The 16,242-nt window shown below is 68.6% G+C and carries 13 protein-coding genes; 3 read left to right on the forward strand and 10 right to left on the reverse strand.

Annotated features, from left to right (window positions below; all coding sequences use genetic code 11):
- Positions 1 to 1,255: 1,255 nt before the first annotated feature.
- The 10 genes from AB0447_RS05435 to AB0447_RS05480 form a co-directional block, all read right to left on the reverse strand.
- Positions 1,256 to 2,737, reverse strand: a complete 1,482-nt coding sequence (locus tag AB0447_RS05435; protein ID WP_366475150.1) for a non-reducing end alpha-L-arabinofuranosidase family hydrolase — start codon at positions 2,735 to 2,737, stop codon at positions 1,256 to 1,258.
- On the reverse strand, positions 2,737 to 3,480 hold the full coding sequence (locus tag AB0447_RS05440; protein WP_366475332.1) for a cupin domain-containing protein: 744 nt from the start codon (positions 3,478 to 3,480) through the stop codon (positions 2,737 to 2,739). The genes AB0447_RS05435 and AB0447_RS05440 overlap by 1 nt, the downstream gene beginning before the upstream one ends.
- Positions 3,477 to 4,337 (reverse strand): PmoA family protein, encoded by an 861-nt coding sequence (locus tag AB0447_RS05445; protein ID WP_366475151.1) that lies wholly within the window; start codon positions 4,335 to 4,337, stop codon positions 3,477 to 3,479. The genes AB0447_RS05440 and AB0447_RS05445 overlap by 4 nt, the downstream gene beginning before the upstream one ends.
- On the reverse strand, positions 4,334 to 5,380 hold the full coding sequence (locus AB0447_RS05450) for a Gfo/Idh/MocA family oxidoreductase (protein ID WP_366475152.1): 1,047 nt from the start codon (positions 5,378 to 5,380) through the stop codon (positions 4,334 to 4,336). The genes AB0447_RS05445 and AB0447_RS05450 overlap by 4 nt, the downstream gene beginning before the upstream one ends.
- A complete protein-coding gene (locus AB0447_RS05455; RefSeq protein ID WP_366475333.1) occupies positions 5,377 to 6,417 on the reverse strand; it encodes an endo-1,4-beta-xylanase in 1,041 nt (346 codons plus the stop codon). Before AB0447_RS05455 ends, AB0447_RS05450 begins: the two co-directional genes overlap by 4 nt.
- A gap of 35 nt (positions 6,418 to 6,452) precedes the next feature.
- Complete coding sequence (locus AB0447_RS05460) at positions 6,453 to 7,541, reverse strand: glycoside hydrolase (RefSeq protein ID WP_366475153.1); 1,089 nt, start codon at positions 7,539 to 7,541, stop codon at positions 6,453 to 6,455.
- Between the two features lie 6 nt (positions 7,542 to 7,547).
- Complete coding sequence (locus AB0447_RS05465) at positions 7,548 to 7,826, reverse strand: hypothetical protein (protein WP_366475154.1); 279 nt, start codon at positions 7,824 to 7,826, stop codon at positions 7,548 to 7,550.
- Positions 7,827 to 7,862: 36 nt separating this feature from the next.
- Positions 7,863 to 8,693 (reverse strand): carbohydrate ABC transporter permease, encoded by an 831-nt coding sequence (locus AB0447_RS05470; RefSeq protein ID WP_366475155.1) that lies wholly within the window; start codon positions 8,691 to 8,693, stop codon positions 7,863 to 7,865.
- A complete protein-coding gene (locus AB0447_RS05475) occupies positions 8,690 to 9,595 on the reverse strand; it encodes a sugar ABC transporter permease (protein WP_366475334.1) in 906 nt (301 codons plus the stop codon). The genes AB0447_RS05470 and AB0447_RS05475 overlap by 4 nt, the downstream gene beginning before the upstream one ends.
- A 76-nt stretch (positions 9,596 to 9,671) precedes the next feature.
- A complete protein-coding gene (locus AB0447_RS05480; protein WP_366475156.1) occupies positions 9,672 to 10,964 on the reverse strand; it encodes an extracellular solute-binding protein in 1,293 nt (430 codons plus the stop codon).
- Positions 10,965 to 11,196: 232 nt separating this feature from the next.
- On the opposite strand from AB0447_RS05480, the gene AB0447_RS05485 reads away from it, so the two are divergent.
- The 3 genes from AB0447_RS05485 to AB0447_RS05495 are packed head-to-tail and all read left to right on the forward strand — an operon-like array spanning position 11,197 to position 15,893.
- Positions 11,197 to 12,210: a LacI family DNA-binding transcriptional regulator gene (locus AB0447_RS05485; RefSeq protein WP_366475157.1), complete on the forward strand. Its 1,014-nt coding sequence runs from the start codon at positions 11,197 to 11,199 to the stop codon at positions 12,208 to 12,210.
- Positions 12,211 to 12,219: 9 nt separating this feature from the next.
- Entirely contained in the window at positions 12,220 to 14,439 is a 2,220-nt protein-coding gene (locus tag AB0447_RS05490) for a glycoside hydrolase family 3 N-terminal domain-containing protein (RefSeq protein ID WP_366475158.1), read from the forward strand.
- Positions 14,436 to 15,893 carry a glycoside hydrolase family 43 protein gene (locus tag AB0447_RS05495; protein ID WP_366475159.1) on the forward strand — a complete coding sequence of 486 codons (1,458 nt, stop codon included), beginning with the start codon at positions 14,436 to 14,438 and terminating at the stop codon, positions 15,891 to 15,893. Before AB0447_RS05490 ends, AB0447_RS05495 begins: the two co-directional genes overlap by 4 nt.
- The last annotated feature ends 349 nt before the right edge of the window (positions 15,894 to 16,242 follow it).

Consider the following 16,242-nt stretch of genomic DNA (forward strand, 5'->3'; position numbering starts at 1 on the left):
CTGCTTGGCGCCGCCACCACCGCCGAACCAAGCCGTACTACGGCGCAGGCGAGTTGAACCAGCGAGTGACCTTGATGGGCCGGGTTGAAGCCTACGACCTGCGAAGTCCTGGGATCTCGATGTGCACCTAACCCTGGTCAACTACGCGACTCACAAGACAAGCAACATGAAGCGATCGCCTCTGGCACACCTCCGCTTCCACCTACGCTTCACACCGACCAGCGCATCCTCGTGGAACGGTAGTTCGCCGAGCGCACCCAGAAGAGCTCAAGGGCGGCGTCCACCGCTCTGCTCACGCTCTCGAGTGCGACACCCGGGCCTGGCTCACTGGCTGGACCGAACACCCCAGTCCGCTGGTCTGGACGAAGACAGCCGACAACATCCTCGACAAGGTCGCCGCATACTTCCGACGTACTTCCGACTCAGGTCACTAGAGACAGACTCGCCGCAGAGGGCTCCGGCAGATCACGTGGCCGGGCACACACGGTGGTGCTGCACGTCTCACCCTCACCCCCAGTAAGTGAAGACGACACCCACGCCCGGTCCGGCCTACACATACCTTGACCCTTCCATGCCAAGATCCGGCTCCACCGCCGGACCAAGCCGCAGACCTCAAGCCCAAGCCCGGCTGAGTGCGCCTGCCGCGCGTGTACCACCGGGCGACCAAGAACCTGTTGTAAGCGGCAACTCAAGATCCAAGTCTCCTGTGGGGGGCGGCCGCCGGCTTCCCCTAACCGCCATCTCCGAGTTCGGCGGGACATGATCGGGACCGATGCTGACTAGTTGCTGACCTGAACCCCGAGAGCGCCACGCTGACCTGCGAAAACGTCGGGATGCACCATGTGGGACTTGAACATGGTGCGCAGCATTTTGAACTCCCAGAAGACAGCTCCCTGCCGGCTTTCTGCAGGTCAGGGGCGGTCTCACTTTACACTGACACGCGTCGGATCGAAGATCAAAAGGAACATCGATTCCTGCTGGCGAGAAGGCTCCTTGCCTGCACCTTCGTGCGAGCCAGGCTTTTGTGGCGCCGCCGAACAGGCGTCGAATCGGGCAGCCACTTCGGAATGTTCGGGGAACGATGCTGACCAGATGCTGACCTACCTGACGACACATCACGCGTGTGAGGGAGGCAGGGCGCCCCGCGCTCTGTCGCCGTGTGAGCGCTGGCGTCTTCGCGTGACCCGGGCGGGCTCGGTCTTCCGCCGAGCCCGCCACGCCGGCTCCACTCCTGAGCCGGACCCGTGTCACGTCGTTAGCGCTGCAGTGTCAGCAGACCTGGCCGGTAGGGCCATTGGCCGTAATCGCCGCCGGAGTTGGGGTCGCGTCCCTGGTAGAGGAACTGAAGGTTGCAGGGATCGACGGTAAAGGTCTGATCGGCGCTGGTGCGGATCAGTTCGCCATGGCTGATGTCGTTGGTCCAGGTGGCGCCGCTGTTGGCCTTGCCGGCGAAGGGGTTGCTCTCGGTCGCGGCCTGGGGTGTCCATGAGCCGTCCAGACTGGTGGCCGTGAACGAGCGGAAGTAGCGGCCCTGCGAACCGATAGCCTCGACGATCATGAGGTAGCGGTCCTGGCCCTGGAGCTTATAGACCTGCGGGGCTTCGAACAGGTTGTTCGTCGTATCGCTCATGACCGTTGTGTACGCCGAGCCGAAACTGCCCGGGAAGTTCCCGATCGGCATGCTGGCCCGGTAGATCTTGCCGTTGTCACCGGCGAAGAACAGGTACATGTTCGTGCCGTCACCGATGAGCGTCTGGTCGATGGGTCCTGTTCCGGAGCCGGTGATGCTTCCGGAGAAGAGCACCTGCTGTGACGACCAGCCGTTGGGGTTGGCGGGGTCGCTCGACGTCCGGTAGGAGAAGGCGCTCCCACCTCCCCACTGGTAGGCGAGTACCCAGATGTTCTTCGGCGCGAAGTAGAAGAGCGTGGGCGCGACAACGGAGTTCGACATCGTGTTCTGGCTGGCCGAGGCCATCTCCGGCCAGTTGGTGAACAGGCCGAAGTTCATCGAACCCCAGCCCGTTCCCGGTCCCGCGCCATGCGTCGTCGCATAGACGAGCTGCTTGCCGTTGTAGGGGGCGACGGTGAAGTCCTTGAGCGAGGCCCACCCAGCCTTGGGCTGCGCCAGCGCGCCCGTCGAGGTCCAGCGGTATGTCGACGGAAGACCGCACGGGCCGGGGTTGCCGCCGCCGACCTTGACAAGCTGCCACTGCTGGTTGTTGCCGCCCCAGTCGTCGTACTGGACGATGTTCGCGTTGTCGGCGGTGGAGCCGCCTTGTACTTCGAGGGCCTTGTTGCTGTGGCGCGCGATGAACCTCACGTAGCCGTCCGAGCTGTCGGCCAGACGCCACTGCTGGTTGGTGCCGTTCAAGTCGGCCCACTGGACGATCGAGCCGCCGTTGGCGGTGGACCGGTTGGAGACGTCCAGCACCTTGCCGGAGTGGCGGGACTTGATGCGGTAGTAACCGCCGCCGGAGTCGACGAACTGCCACTGCTGCTGGTTCTGATCGTTCCTGGTCCACTGGGTGATGCGGGCGCCGTCGTTGGTCGCCAGGTTGTAAACGTCCAGGGCCTTGCCGCTGGTGCGGTTGACCAGCACGTACGAGGCGTTGGTGTCGATGATCGGCGCCGCGCCGGCGGGCTGGACACTAAGGAAAGCGGCCAGGAGCAGCATGGGCGCGAGGACGGCGAGCAGGCGTCGTCTCAGGTGGACCGGGGATGGTTGGCGAAGCCACATCAGAAGAGCTCCTTTGGGGGGTGGGGGTGAGGTGACCCCGACGAACCGCAGGGCGGTCGCGTTGGGGGGTCGGGGACGGGATAGGTGTGAAGGCGTCCGCACATGCCGAAGAGTTGGTGCTCCGGGCGCTCCAGCCGGAGCACTTCGCCGTGGCCGAGGTGAGAGAGGTCGCCGGCCTTCAGCCGTTCCAGCTGACGGCCGGTCGTGACGGCTGCGGCCAGGGGGCCGTCACGCCAGCGGATCCACCAAGCGTCCAGGAGCTCACTCTTCAGGCGGTGGGCTGCGGTGTGGAACTCCTCTAGCCCGCCTTTGCGCAAAGCCAGGAAACCCTCGAGTGCCAGGTCGCGGCGGCGGCGCGCTGCCGCGGCCTGGTCGCCGGTCAGGGCGGCCGCCGCCTGGTAGGCGTCGGTATCGGCCAGCACAGGGGCAGGGAAGGTGAAGACGGCGTCGCCTGCCTCCGGGAGTCCGCTGTTCTGCATGAGCACCACGAGGCGCAACCCGCCGTCGTTGACGAGGCGGTGGATCGTGCCGGGGGTGAACCAGACGACGTCGCCGGGGTGCAGTGGGGTGTCGGCGAAGCCGGAGGTGGTGAGCGTCTGGACGCTGCCCGCGCCGCCGGTGACGACGTAGGCTTCGGAGCAGACGAGGTGCATGTGGGGTGTGCCGCCGCACAGCCCGTCGGCGGCCTCCCAGTCGTACACGGTCAGCCCGGAGATCCCCACGCCGCCGGGGAGCGGGGTCACCACGGGTGTTCCGCGATATGGCGGGACAGTCGCCTGGGGGTCCATGCGCCGTCGGCCACGACGATTCGGTAGCGGCGCGACAGGGTGTCTCCCGGGGCCAGGGGCAGCTCCTTGTCGAATGCCAGAGAGGGGTTGACGGCGGGGATGGGCTCACTGCGGACGAACCAGTGGCAAGGGGCGTCGGGATCATCCAGGAACAGGAGTGTGGAGGAGCGGTCGACCTCGTCGTGCGTGCCGATGAAGGCCAGCCAGTCGCCCTGCTCGCCCATCGCGGGGCCGATCACGCCGCCGCCGGTGAAGTCGCGCGGGCCGCGCCAGAACAGACCCGAGTATCCGGCGAGCTTTCTGCCCTGTGTGCCGGGGCTGCCGAACATCAGCTCGGTGTCGAGGACGTTGGTCAGTGCGGTGGTGACGTCCAGGGTCCAGGAGTCGGCCTCGACGTCGCGTGCGGTCAGCGTGCGGCGCTCGTCGATCCAGTGCTCCCCCGCCATCGTGTGCCAGGCCAGGTCCTCGGTGATCACGGCGCGGCCGTGGCCCGTCGCGGCGGACACGGTGAGGCTGCGCATCGTGCCGAGGTTCGGCAGGTCCACGTAGCCCTGGCCGCGCAGGTAGGTGCCGCCGCCCCAGAAGTTCTGCCCCGACACCCACGACGCCGTGATCTGGATGCCCTTGTGCCAGCGGTGGTCGTGCGGCCGGTACCCGGTGACCACGTCGCCGGCGAGCGTGCGCACCGGATGCAGGTAGGGCTTCGGTGCCTCGAAGGGGGCCATGACCGGCCGGTGCACGTACCGGAAGAGGTCGACGTCGCGAGCCCGGACGGTCAGCGCGTCCTCGTTCTCGAGGAGTTCGAACGTCATCGGAATACCTCCGGGCGCCCTCCGTTGAGTGAGCCGTAGAACGGGTCGGCTGCGTCGATCTCTCCGCGCCGGACCGGCAGGCCGGTGATCGCGGCCTTGTACAGGGCGGTGACCAGTTCCATGGTGGGCCTGCCGAGGCCGGGCCGGATCCCCGCCTCGTAGCCGTCCAGGAAGGCCGCGAGCTGGGCGGTGTGCGAGCTGGGCAGGTCGTCCGGCGGCTCCCACTTCACGCCGGACGACCCGGTGGTGAACGTCCAGTCCGCGTTGGAGTAGCCGTACAGATGCCGCAGCTCGACCGTGGCGTCGGTGAGATCGAACCGCAGGTAGCTCTCCTCGCGTGGGGACAGGACACTGTTGACGACCGTCGCTATGGCTCCGTTGTCGAACCGGACCAGGGCCGCGGACACGTCCTCGGTCTGGACATCGCGCTCGAGGCGGCCGGCCATCGCGCGTACCTCGGCCCATTCGCCGAGTACTGCGAGCATCAGGTCCATCTGGTGGATGCCGTGGCCCAGCGTCGGGCCACCGCCCTCGCTCTCCCATGTGCCGCGCCAGGGCACCTCGTAGTAGGCGTCGTCGCGGTACCACGCCGTGACGCACTGCGCGACCAGCGGACGGCCCAGCGTCCCGGCCGCGATCCGGTCGCGCAGGTACCGGGCCCCCGAGCCGTACCGGTGCTGGAACACCGCGCCCGCAACGGCGGGCCCCTCGGCGGTACGGATCCGGTCGAGCTCGGCCAGCGACAGCGCCACCGGCTTCTCACACCACACCCACGCCTCCGACTCCAGGCAGGCCACGGCCTGGTCGGCGTGCAGGAACGGAGGCGTGCACAGGTGCACGAGGTCCGGCCTCTGCTCCTCGAGCATCGTGTGCAGGTCGGTGTAGACCGCGGGAATGCCGTGTGCGGCCGCGAACGCCTCGGCGCGCGCGGCGTCCACGTCGACGGCTGCCACGATCACGGCCCGGTGCGCCTGCGCCCGGAGGGCGGGAACGTGGCAGATGCCCGCGATCCCGCCCGTTCCGACGATCGCCGTTCTTATCATCCGCCCAGCACCTCCTTGATCGAGTGATAGGCGGGCTTGGGCAGCAGGTTCTCGTCGTAGGGCAGCGCTGCGCCCTCGCCGGGGAAGACGGAGGGGATCCACGAGTACTTGTCCGTGTAGTCCCAGATGGTGATGCCGACGCATTTCCTGACCGCCAGGCAGGCCTTGACGTAGTCGGCGTACCAGGTGGCCTGGGTGGCGAGCTGCTCCGGGGTCGCGGGGAGGGTCATCCGGATGTCGAGCTCGGTGACTGCGACCTCGACCCCGAGGTCGGCGAAGCGCTGCATGTTCTGCTGGACGTCGGCGGGGAAGCCGTACTGGAGCGCCAGATGGCCCTGAATGCCGAAGCCCTCCACCGGGACGTCGTCGGCCTTCAACTGCTTGATCAGGGTGTGGTAGGCGTCGCTCTTGGGGCCGATCCCGTCGACGTTGTAGTCGTTGAGGTACAGCTTGGCGTGCCGGTCGGCCTCGTGGGCCCAGCGCAGGGCGTCGGCGATGTAGCCGGGGCCGAGCGTCTTGTAGAAGAGCGTCTCGCGGTAGGTGCCGTCTTCGTTGAAGGCCTCGTTGACGACGTCCCAGTGGATCACCTGGCCCTTGAAGTGCCGGACCACCGTCTGTATGTGGTTCTTGAGGATGGCGCGCAGCTCGTCGGCGGTCCAGGTGCCCTCGGTGAGCCAGGCGGGGAGCTGGTTGTGCCAGATGAGGGTGTGGCCGCGGACCTTCTGGTGGTGGGCCTCGGCGAACGCGACGACCTCGTCGGCGGCGGTGAAGTCGAAGACGCCGCGCTCGGGCTCGGTGGCGTACCACTTCATGGCGTTGCCGGGGGTGGTCTGCCCGAATTCGCTGCCGAGGACCTTCAGATAGGCGGCATCCGCGAACTCGGGGTTGTCGGTGGCCGAGCCGAAGTACTTGTGGTGCTTCTCGGCCAGTTCCCCGAGGGTCCTGGGACCGGGCTCGGCGGCTGCGGGCGCGGCGGCGAGACCGGCCGAGAGGCAGATGGCGGCGGACAGGGCGGCGAGAATCCGGGACATGGGCATGGACATGGCGGGCTACTCCTCGGGTGATGGGCGGTTCAGTCGAGGACGATCGTGGTCAGCGCGCGCGGGGCGAGGGTGGCCGTGAGGGTCGCGCCATGCGTGGAGACGATGTCGGCCGGGGTGATCGAGCGGGTCTCGTCGGTGACGTAGCCGTCGGGGTGCCGGTCATGCCCGCCGCGAAGGGAGAATTCGGCGGAGCTTTCGGTGGTCGCGGTGTTGAGGATTTCGATCACGCGGCTGCCGTCGGTGTTGCGGAAGGCCGTGAGCTGCAGTGCCGGGTCGGCGTTCGTGACCGGCACGCGGACGGCGCCGGGGCGGATGAACCGGCTGAAGGCGGCCAGCGCCCAGTACCGCTTGGACACCCGGTAATCGTCACCGGGGTTGGCGAGCTGGATGAGCCCTCGGGTCGAGCCGAGGGACGCGCCGGTCCAGTAGACGTAGGCATTGGCGTTGCCGACGGTCAGGGTGTTCTGGATGTCGGCCGCGACGGTGAGACCGTCGTAGCCGCTGCCGTCGTCCCAGTTCTCGTTCCAGGTGGTGCCGTCCGGTGACCATTCCGACATCCACACGCGCTTGTCGGTCGGCTGGGGGACCGTGGTCGGACCGCTGTAGCGGTGGCCGGTGATGGTCTGCACGGCCTTGCCGGCCGCGGGGTCCGACTCGATGGCCTCGGTGTAGGCGACCTGCCGGTCCCAGCCCGCGGCGTCGCAGCAGACCACCCCGGTCTTCAATCCGGACGCGCGAACGGTCGGCCCGAGCACCTTGAGGAAGTCGACGGCCTGCTGTGGGGTGAACCGCATCGAGGCGTAGGTCGCCGTCCAGTCGGGTTCGTTGGTGAATCCGAGGTCGGTGATCCTGATGCCTTCCCGCTGGTAGAACTTCGCGTACTGGACGAGATAGTTCGCGTAGGCCTGACGCCATTCGGGCCGGAGCTCGCCGCCGTCGTTCTCGCTTCCGTTGGTCTTCATGAAGGCCGGGGCGCTCCAGGCGTCGGCGAAGAACCGTTTGACGCCGTAGGCCTTGGCCTCCTTGGCGAGCCAGACCTGGCCGCCGTCCCAGCCGTCCCAGACGTACTTCGGCGTCGCGTCCGGTCCGCCGGGATCGGCCGGCAGGATCGTCGGCATGTGGTCCTAGACCCTGTCGGTCGACGACCCGATGCCCAGGCGCAGGATCGAAAGGCCCGCGCCCTTGTCCTCACTGAGCAGCAGGTCGAGCACTTGGCGCTGCTTGGCCGGGCTGAGTCCGCGTGCGCCGTGCAGCAGGTCGGCCCGCTGGAAGGCCATCGAGAAACCGAATCCGTCTATGGGCTGGAGCTCGGCGCGGAAGTCGATGCCGGGGCGCGCGGGGGCGGCCACGGCCTGCGTTGTTAGCGCTAACAATATTGCCGTCAATGCGGTCAGGCGTTTCACAACGTCTCCTCGGGGGTGGAGGTCGCGCGGGACGGGTCAGCCCTTGGTGGCGCCCGCGGTGAGGCCGCCGATCAACTGCCGCTCGGCGACGGCGTAGAAGGCGAGGGCGGGGACCATGGCGAGGACGATGTAGGCGAGGACGAGCGCGTAGTCGGTCGAGTACTGGCCCTGGAACTGCTGGACGCCGACCGGGATCGTCTGCCATCTCGGGTCGTTGAACACCAGCAGCGGCAGGAAGAAGTTGTTCCAGCTCGCGACGATCGCCAGCACCGAGACCGTGCCGAGCGCCGGACGCGCCATCGGCAGCAGGATCTTCCAGAAGAAGCGGAACTTGCCGCAGCCGTCCACGATGGCCGCCTCTTCGACCTCCGCCGGGATGGTCCGGAAGAAGCCGCGCAGAATGATGATCGTCATGGGGAGCCCGAAGGCCGCCTGCGGGAGGATCACTCCGAGCGGGTTGTCGAGCAGGTCGAAGTTGCGCAGCAGCAGGAACAACGGCAGGACGGCCACCGCGAACGGGAACATCAGCCCGATCGTGAACAGCGTGTAGAACAGCTCCCTGCCCCGGAAGGCGTAGCGGGCCAGCACGAACGCCGCCATTGCGGAGGCCGCCACCGTGCAGCATGTCGTACCGATCGCGATGCCCGCGCTGTTGGCGATCTGCCGCCAGAACATTCCGTCGCCGAGAATGCCGGTGTAGTTGCCGGTCTTCCAGTGCTCGGGCAGCCCGAACGGGTTGGTCGTCAGCTCGCCGGTGCTCTTGAACCCGGAGATCACCGCGTAGATCAGCGGCACGACGACGAACGCGCCGATCAGCCAGACCACGGCGTGCAGCGACAGGCCGCGTGCCGTCCTGCGGGCGTTCATCGGCCACCTCCCGAGGTGACGGCCCCGCTCAGGTCACGGCGGAGCACGTAACGCTGGTAGAAGAGGGAGAAGACCAGGCTGATCATGAACAACACCACGCTGATCGCACTGGCATAGCCGACCTGGTAGCGCTTGAACCCGAACTGGAACATCGAGATCGCCATCGTCTCGGAGGAGTGGTTGGGCCCGCCCGCGGTCATGACCCAGACGAGGTCGAAGAGCTGGATGGCCCCGATGATCGAAAGGAAGGCGCTGATCCGGATCGTCGGGCCGAGCAGCGGCAGCGTCACGTGCCGGAAGCGCTGCCAGACGCCGGCGCCGTCGATGGAGGCGGCCTCGAGGATCTCGCCCGGGATGCTCTGCAGCCCGGCGAGGAAGAGCATCATGTGGAAGCCGAAGTACTTCCAGGTCATGACCACGAACAGGGTCGGCATGACCGTCGAGGGATCGGCGAGCCACTTGCCCTGCAGCCCCTCCAGGCCGAGCGCGCCGGCGATATGGTCGGCCATGCCGGCACCGGGAAGGAAGATCATTGTGAAGAGGACCGCCGTGACCACCTCGGACAGGATGTACGGCGCGAAGAACAGCATCCGGTAGACGGTCCGGCCGCGCAGCCTCTGGTTGAGCAGGACCGCGGTGAACAGCGCGAACGGCAGCTGCACCGTGATCGACAGGGCGACCAGGTACAGCCCGCGCCCCAGATCGCCGAGGAAGATCTGATCGTCGAACAGCTTGGCGTAGTTCTCGAAGCCGACGAAGTCGTCCATGGGGCCGGTCCCGCCCCACTTGAAGAAGCCGGTGTAGACGGCGACGGCGATCGGGGCGAGGACGAAGACGAGGAAGAGGACCAGGGCCGGGACGAGGAACCAGGCGACCGACGCCCAGCTTCCCAACCCGCGCAGGAGCGACCGCGCCGGGGCGGGCGGGCGCACCGGCAGGGCGTCCTGCGTCCGCTCCTTGGTCAGGGTGGACACGGAGCTAGGCACCCTTCGCAGCCTCGGTGATCGACTTGGTGACCTGCTCGGGCGTCTTCTTGCCCGCGATGAGGTCGGCGACGCTGTCGTTGACCTCCTGGCCGACCGCCGGCGGGTAGGCCTGGTCGAGGAAGAGCTGGAAGCCCGTCGCCTTGACCAGGCTGTCGGCCACCACCTTCCTGTTGGGGTCGGTGAGCTGGCTCTCCGCGCCTTTGACCACCGGCAGGTAGCCGTTGGAGGCCAGCAGCTTGGACTCGTTCTCCAGAACGAAGAACTTCAGGAAGTCCAGCGCCTCCTTCGGCGCGCCCTTGCGCAGCGCGAAACCGCCGCCACCGCCGAACACCTCGGTGACCTGGCCGACGCCGCCGTCGACCGTCGGGAAGGGGAAGAAGCCCAGGTCCGCTCCGAGATCGGCGCCCGCGTCCTTCTGCACCGAAGGTCCCCACTGCCCCATCAGCTCCATGGCGGCCTTGCCGTTGCCCATGGTCGCGGCCTGGCCGCCGGGGGTGGCGTACCCAGCGCCGAGGAAGCCCGTCTGGAACGGCTGGAGGTCGACCAGCTCCTTGAGATGGGTTCCCGCCTGGACGAAGCCGGCGGCGGTGAAGTCCTTGGTGGTCGCGGCCTGCTGCAGCGCGGGGAGGCCTGCGACGCGCATCACGAGGTAGGCCCAGTAGTAGTGGCCCGGCCATTTCTCCTTGCCCGCGAGGGCGATCGGAGTGACGCCCGCCGCCTTGAGCTTCTTGACGTCTTCGAGGAGCTCGGCCCAGGTGGCCGGCGGAGCGGTGATCCCGGCCTTGGCGAAGAGCCTCTTGTTGTACCAGAAGCCGACCATGCCGACGTCGTAGGGCACCCCGTAGGTCCGGCCCTCGAACTGATAGGCCTGCAGCGAGACGGGGGTGAGGTCGGACGACCAGCCGAACGCGTCGGTGAGGTCCTCCACCAGCCCCGCGTCGACCTGCTGCTGCAGCACGCCGCCGCCCCAGGTCTGGAAGACGTCGGGGAGCTTGCCCGACGAGGTGGTGGCGGTCAGCTTGGACTTGAACGCCTCGTTCTCCAACGAGGTCGTCTTGATCGTGATGTTCGGGTGAGCGGCCATGAACGCCGAGGAGATCTGCGGGAAGAGGGACCTGCCCGGTTCTGTCGTGGCGATGTTCCACCACGCGAAGGTCACCTTGCCGTCGGCCGCCGGGCCCGAGCCGGAGTCCCCGCCGCCGCAGGCCGCGGTCAGCGAGACGGACAGAGCGGTCAGGCCCGAGAGCGCCAGGAAGCTTCGTCGGCTCGGGGGTGTGCTGGCCATGGGACCTCCGGGGTGGGGGATGCCGGTTCGACCTCGAAAATATTTCGTAACCTTCTCGGATCCGGTGCTGCCACAAACTAGAAACGCGGGGCCCACCGGTCAAGCCTTCTTACCGAATTTCCTTTAGCAGCAGCTCTCTTGGAGCTTGACAACCAGGTTGGGCAGACCGGAAACTCTTCGAAAGTTTGCGATACCTGTCGCCATCCCAAGGCGTCCGCGCAGAGGAGAGAAGTTGAGCGAGCAGCGTCCGACCCTGGCCGTCATCGCCGCGGAGGCAGGGGTCTCCCAGGCCACCGTGTCCAAGGTGATCAACGGCCGCTCCGACGTCGCACCCTCGACGCGCGAACGGATCGAGGGCCTGCTGCGATCCCACAACTACCTGCACCCCGGCCGGCAGGGCAGGGCCCGCAGGTCGGGCCTGGTCGACTTGATCATCGGCGGTCTGGACAGCGCGTGGGCGGTGGAGATACTGCGCGGCGTCGAGGCCGAGTGCGCCCAGCGGAGCGTCGGCACCGTCGTGTCGCTCGTCCCGCCGGGCGAGGCCACGCCGTCGAGCTGGGCCGCACTGCCGGTCCTGCACCACAGCGACGGCGTCATCCTCGTCACCGCCTCGGTCACCCAGGCCCAGCGCGCCCAGGTCGAACAGGCCGGGGTGGCGCTGGTCGTCATCGACCCGATCGACCTGCCGGGCAACGGTGTGCCGAGCATCGGCGCGACCAACTGGGCGGGCGGCCTCGCCGCAACCGAGCACCTGCTGGAGCTGGGGCACCGCCGGATCGCCGCGATCGGCGGGCGCAAGGAGATGCTCTGCAGCCAGGCCCGCATCGACGGGTACCGGGCCGCGCTGGAGCGGGCCGGGATCGAGGTCGACCGCGACCTGATCCGGTTCGGCGACTTCCAGCACGAGGGCGGGTTCCAGCGCGCCCAGGAACTGCTCGCCCTCCCCGAGCCGCCGACCGCCGTCTTCGCCGGGAGCGACCAGCAGGCGATGGGCGTCTATGAAGCCGCCCGGCAGCGCGGGCTGAGCATCCCGCAGGACCTCAGCGTGGTCGGCTTCGACGACCTGCCGATGTGCGAATGGCTGTCACCGCCGCTGACGACGGTGCGCCAGCCGCTGGAGGAGATGGGTCGGCTCGCCGCCCGCACCCTTTTCCAGCTCCTGGACGGCCAGCCCCTGGTCAGCCCCCGGATGGAGCTCTCCACCGAGCTCAAGGTCCGGCTCTCCACCGCCCTGCCCCGTCTCTAGGAGAACTCCTTGACCGAGCCCTGGCGTGACCCCCTGCTGCCCGTATCCGTGCGAGTTGCCGATCTGTTGAAACGGATGACGCTGGAAGAGAAGGCGGGTCAGCTTACCGGCTTCTGGGCGCTGCCTTCGGATCCGGGAACACCGGTCGCGCCGATGGAGGACGATTCCGGCGAGTCCGCGCCCGGCCTCGACGACATCGTCGCCCACGGGCTCGGCCAGCTCACCCGGGTGTACGGCACCGCGCCGATCACCGCAGAAGCCGGCATGGCGCGGCTCGCCTCGCTCCAGCAGCAGGTGAGCGGATCCGGCCGGTTCGGGATACCGGCGGTCGCTCACGAGGAGTGCCTGACCGGGTTCATGACGTTGGGGGCGACGGTCTTCCCCGCGCCGCCGGCCTGGGGCGCATCCTTCGACCCCGGGCTCGTGCGCCAGATGGCCGCCGCCATCGGCGCGGGGATGCGGCGGGTCGGCGTCCACCAAGGGCTGGCTCCGGTACTCGACGTGGTCCGCGACTACCGGTGGGGCAGGACCGAGGAGTGCATCGGCGAGGATCCCTATCTCGTCGGAGCGATCGGCACCGCCTATGTGCAGGGCTTGGAAGGCGCCGGGATCGTGGCGACGCTCAAGCACTTCGCCGGGTACTCGGCCTCGCGCGGCGGCCGGAACATGGCCCCCGTCGCCTCGGGGCCGCGCGAGTTCGCCGACGTGCTGGTCGAGCCTTTCGTACGGGCACTGCGCGAGGGAGGCGCCCGGTCGGTGATGAACAGTTACACCGACGTGGACGGCGTCCCGGTCGCCGCCGACGAACGGCTGCTGACCGAGCTGCTCAGGGGTGAGCTCGGTTTCAGCGGCGTGGTCGTCGCCGACTACTACGCCGTCTCTTTCCTGGAGACCCGGCACGGCGTCACCGGATCGCGCGGCGCGGCCGGCGCGCTGGCACTGACCGCCGGAATCGACGTCGAGCTGCCCACGGCCCGCTGCTACGGCGAGCCGCTGACCGAACTCGTGCGGTCGGGAAGCGTACCCGAGGAGCTCATCGACCGGGCCGCGGAACGGGTCCTGGTGCAGAAGGCCGAGCTCGGCCTGCTCGACCCCGACTGGGAACCCGTCAAGCCCGAGCCGGTCGACCTCGACCCGCCGGAAAACCGGGCACTGGCCAGGCTCCTGGCCGAACGGTCCACCGTGCTGCTCGCCAACGACGGCACCCTGCCGCTGCAACCGTGCCGGGTCGCGATCAGCGGGCCGTACGCCGACGACCCTCGGTCCTTCCTCGGCTGCTATTCCTTCCCCAACCACGTCGCGCTGGCCGGCGACCTCGGGCTGGAGATCCCGACGCTCGGCGAGGCGCTCACCGCTGCCGGGTTCACGGTCACCGTGGACGATCCGGACGTGAACGTGCTGGTGCTCGGGGACCGGGCGGGCATGTTCGGCCGGGGCACCTCCGGAGAGGGCTGCGACGCCGACACCCTCGACCTGCCCGGCGACCAGGCCGCACTCGCCTCCGCCGTTCTGGACTCCGGGGTGCCGACCGTCCTGGTCCTCGTCTCCGGACGGCCTTACGCGCTCGGCACACTGGCCGAGCGCGCATCGGCCGTGGTGCAGGTCTTCTTCCCCGGCGAGGAGGGCGGGACGGCGCTTGCCCGGATCATCAGCGGGGCCGCGGAACCGTCCGGGCGGCTGCCCGTCTCCATCCCCCGCCGGGTCGGCGGCCAGCCCGGCACCTACCTGCACGCCAGGCTCGGCGGGCACACCGACTGGAGCTCGGTGGACCCGACCCCGCTGTTCCCCTTCGGACACGGGCTGAGCTGGACCAGCTTCACCTGCTCGGAGCTCTCGGTGGATCCCGTCACCGCGACGGACGGGGCCGTCGCCGTTTCGGTCACCGCACGCAACGTCGGCGAGGTTGCCGGGACCGAGGTGGTCCAGCTGTACCTCTCGGACCCCGTGGCGTCCGTCGTCCGGCCGCAGCGGTGGCTCGCCGGATTCGCCAGGGTCGAGCTGCAGCCGGGCGCGGCCGCCCGGATCACCTTCTCCGTCCATGCCGACCGGACCTCTTTCACCGGGCTCGACCTGCGCAGAAGAGTGGAGCCCGGGGAGATCGGCGTGGCCGTCGGACGGTCCAGCGGCGATCTTCCGCTCCGGGGCTCCTTCACTTTGGAGGGCCCCGTACGCCACCCGGCGGCCGACCGGGTGCTGTCCGTGCCGGTCGAGATTGTCCCGGTTCCATGACCACGTCGTTCGATGATCCCGTCTTCGGTGATCCCGTGCTGCCCGGGTTCCGGCCCGACCCGTCCGTCTGCCGAGTGGGAGCGGACTACTACCTGGTGACGTCCAGCTTCGAATGGTTCCCAGGCCTTCCCGTGTTCCACAGCCTCGACCTCGTGAACTGGCGGCGCCTCGGCTCCGCGCTCGACCGGCCGTCTCAGCTCGACCTCGACGGATGCGAGCCCTCACGCGGCCTGTTCGCACCGACGATCCGGCACCATGACGGGGTCTTCCATCTCGTCTGCACGCTGATGGACGGCCCCGGCCACTTCGTCGTCACGGCGACCGACCCGGCGGGGCCGTGGTCGGAGCCGCACTGGCTGGACGGCGAGGGCTTCGACCCGTCCCTGTTCTTCGACGACGACGGCCGGGCCTGGTTCACCGCCGCACGAGTCGTGGACGAAGCCGCGGGCCGCACCGAGATCTGGATGCGCGAATACCTTCCCCGAGAACAGCGGCTGACGGGACCCGAGCACGTCCTGTGGTCGGGCAGCCAACCGGGCGCCCGATGGTCAGAGGCTCCGCACCTCTACAAGATCGACGGAACCTATCTCCTGCTCACCGCCGAGGGCGGCACCGATGTGGACCACAGCGTGGTCGCCGCCCGCGCCGACCACGTGACCGGCCCCTACAAGGGCCCCGAGAACCCGGTGCTACCGCCGTCCAAAGGCCCGGTCATCTGCACCGGCCACGCCGACCTCGTCCAAACCCCGTACGGCGACTGGCGAGCCGTCCTCCTGGGCGTCCGCCCGGGCTCCGCTCTCGGCCGCGAGACCTTCCTCACCCGGATCACCTGGGACGACGGCTGGCCGGTCTTCTCCCCCGTCACCCACACCGACCTCCGCCGCCCCCTCCACGACGAGTTCACCGCCCTCTCCCCCGACTGGAGCGCCCTCCGCACCCCACGCGCGAAGTTCTGGATCACGGGCGCCGGTCTTCACCTCAGCCTCCGCCCGGAACGCCTGGGCGAGCGCACCGCCCCGTCCCTCCTGGCCCGCCCGCAACTGCACCCCGACTGCGACGTCTCCACCGAACTGCACTTCACCCCCGCCACCCCGGACGAACAGGCAGGCCTCGCCGTAGTCCTCGACGACGACGCCCACCTCCTCTTCCTCCGCACCACCGAAGGACTCAGCCTCCTCCACGGCCCCGAGGTCCTGGCCGGCATTCCCGTCCCCCCAGGCCCCATTCGCCTGGGGGTCCGCATCCGCGGCTTCAGCCACACCTTCGCCCACGCGGCACCCGACGGCGCCTGGCAGGACCTGACCACCGTCGAAGCCACCTTCCTCACCCCGCTGTTCACCAGCATCCAGCTCGGCCTCTACGCCACCTCCAACGGCCACTCCTCCACCACCCAAGCCCACTTCACGTGGTTCGACATCACGTACCCAAGCCGGCAAGAACCGCCCGGACACTAGCCCGAGCCCGAGCCCGGGCCCGAGCCCGCGCCCTCCGTCTCATCGCAGAGGAGTTGTATTCCGGTCGAGGCCGCACCTGTTGCCCCGCCGAGGACCTCGCCCTTGACCTGGCGGTTCAGGGCGAATCAAGGGGTGACAGGCTCCATCGTCGATGTTGATGTATTCGCATCCCGCGTCCTTCATCCCGGACGCGACCACCGCGTCGGTCTGCGGCCCCGGAGGCCTCGGCGACGAGGACGAGTGCCGCTACGCCGACGGCGGTCCCGAGGACCGTCCATCTGCGCGGGCCGCGTACGGATTGCACGTGAAGTCACGCTCCCACCGCTTCAACGGAGTGGCCGCTCCGGGG

Origin of the sequence: Streptomyces sp. NPDC051211 (genome assembly GCF_040689505.1) — a bacterium.
Taxonomy (GTDB): Bacteria; Actinomycetota; Actinomycetes; order Streptomycetales; family Streptomycetaceae; genus Streptomyces.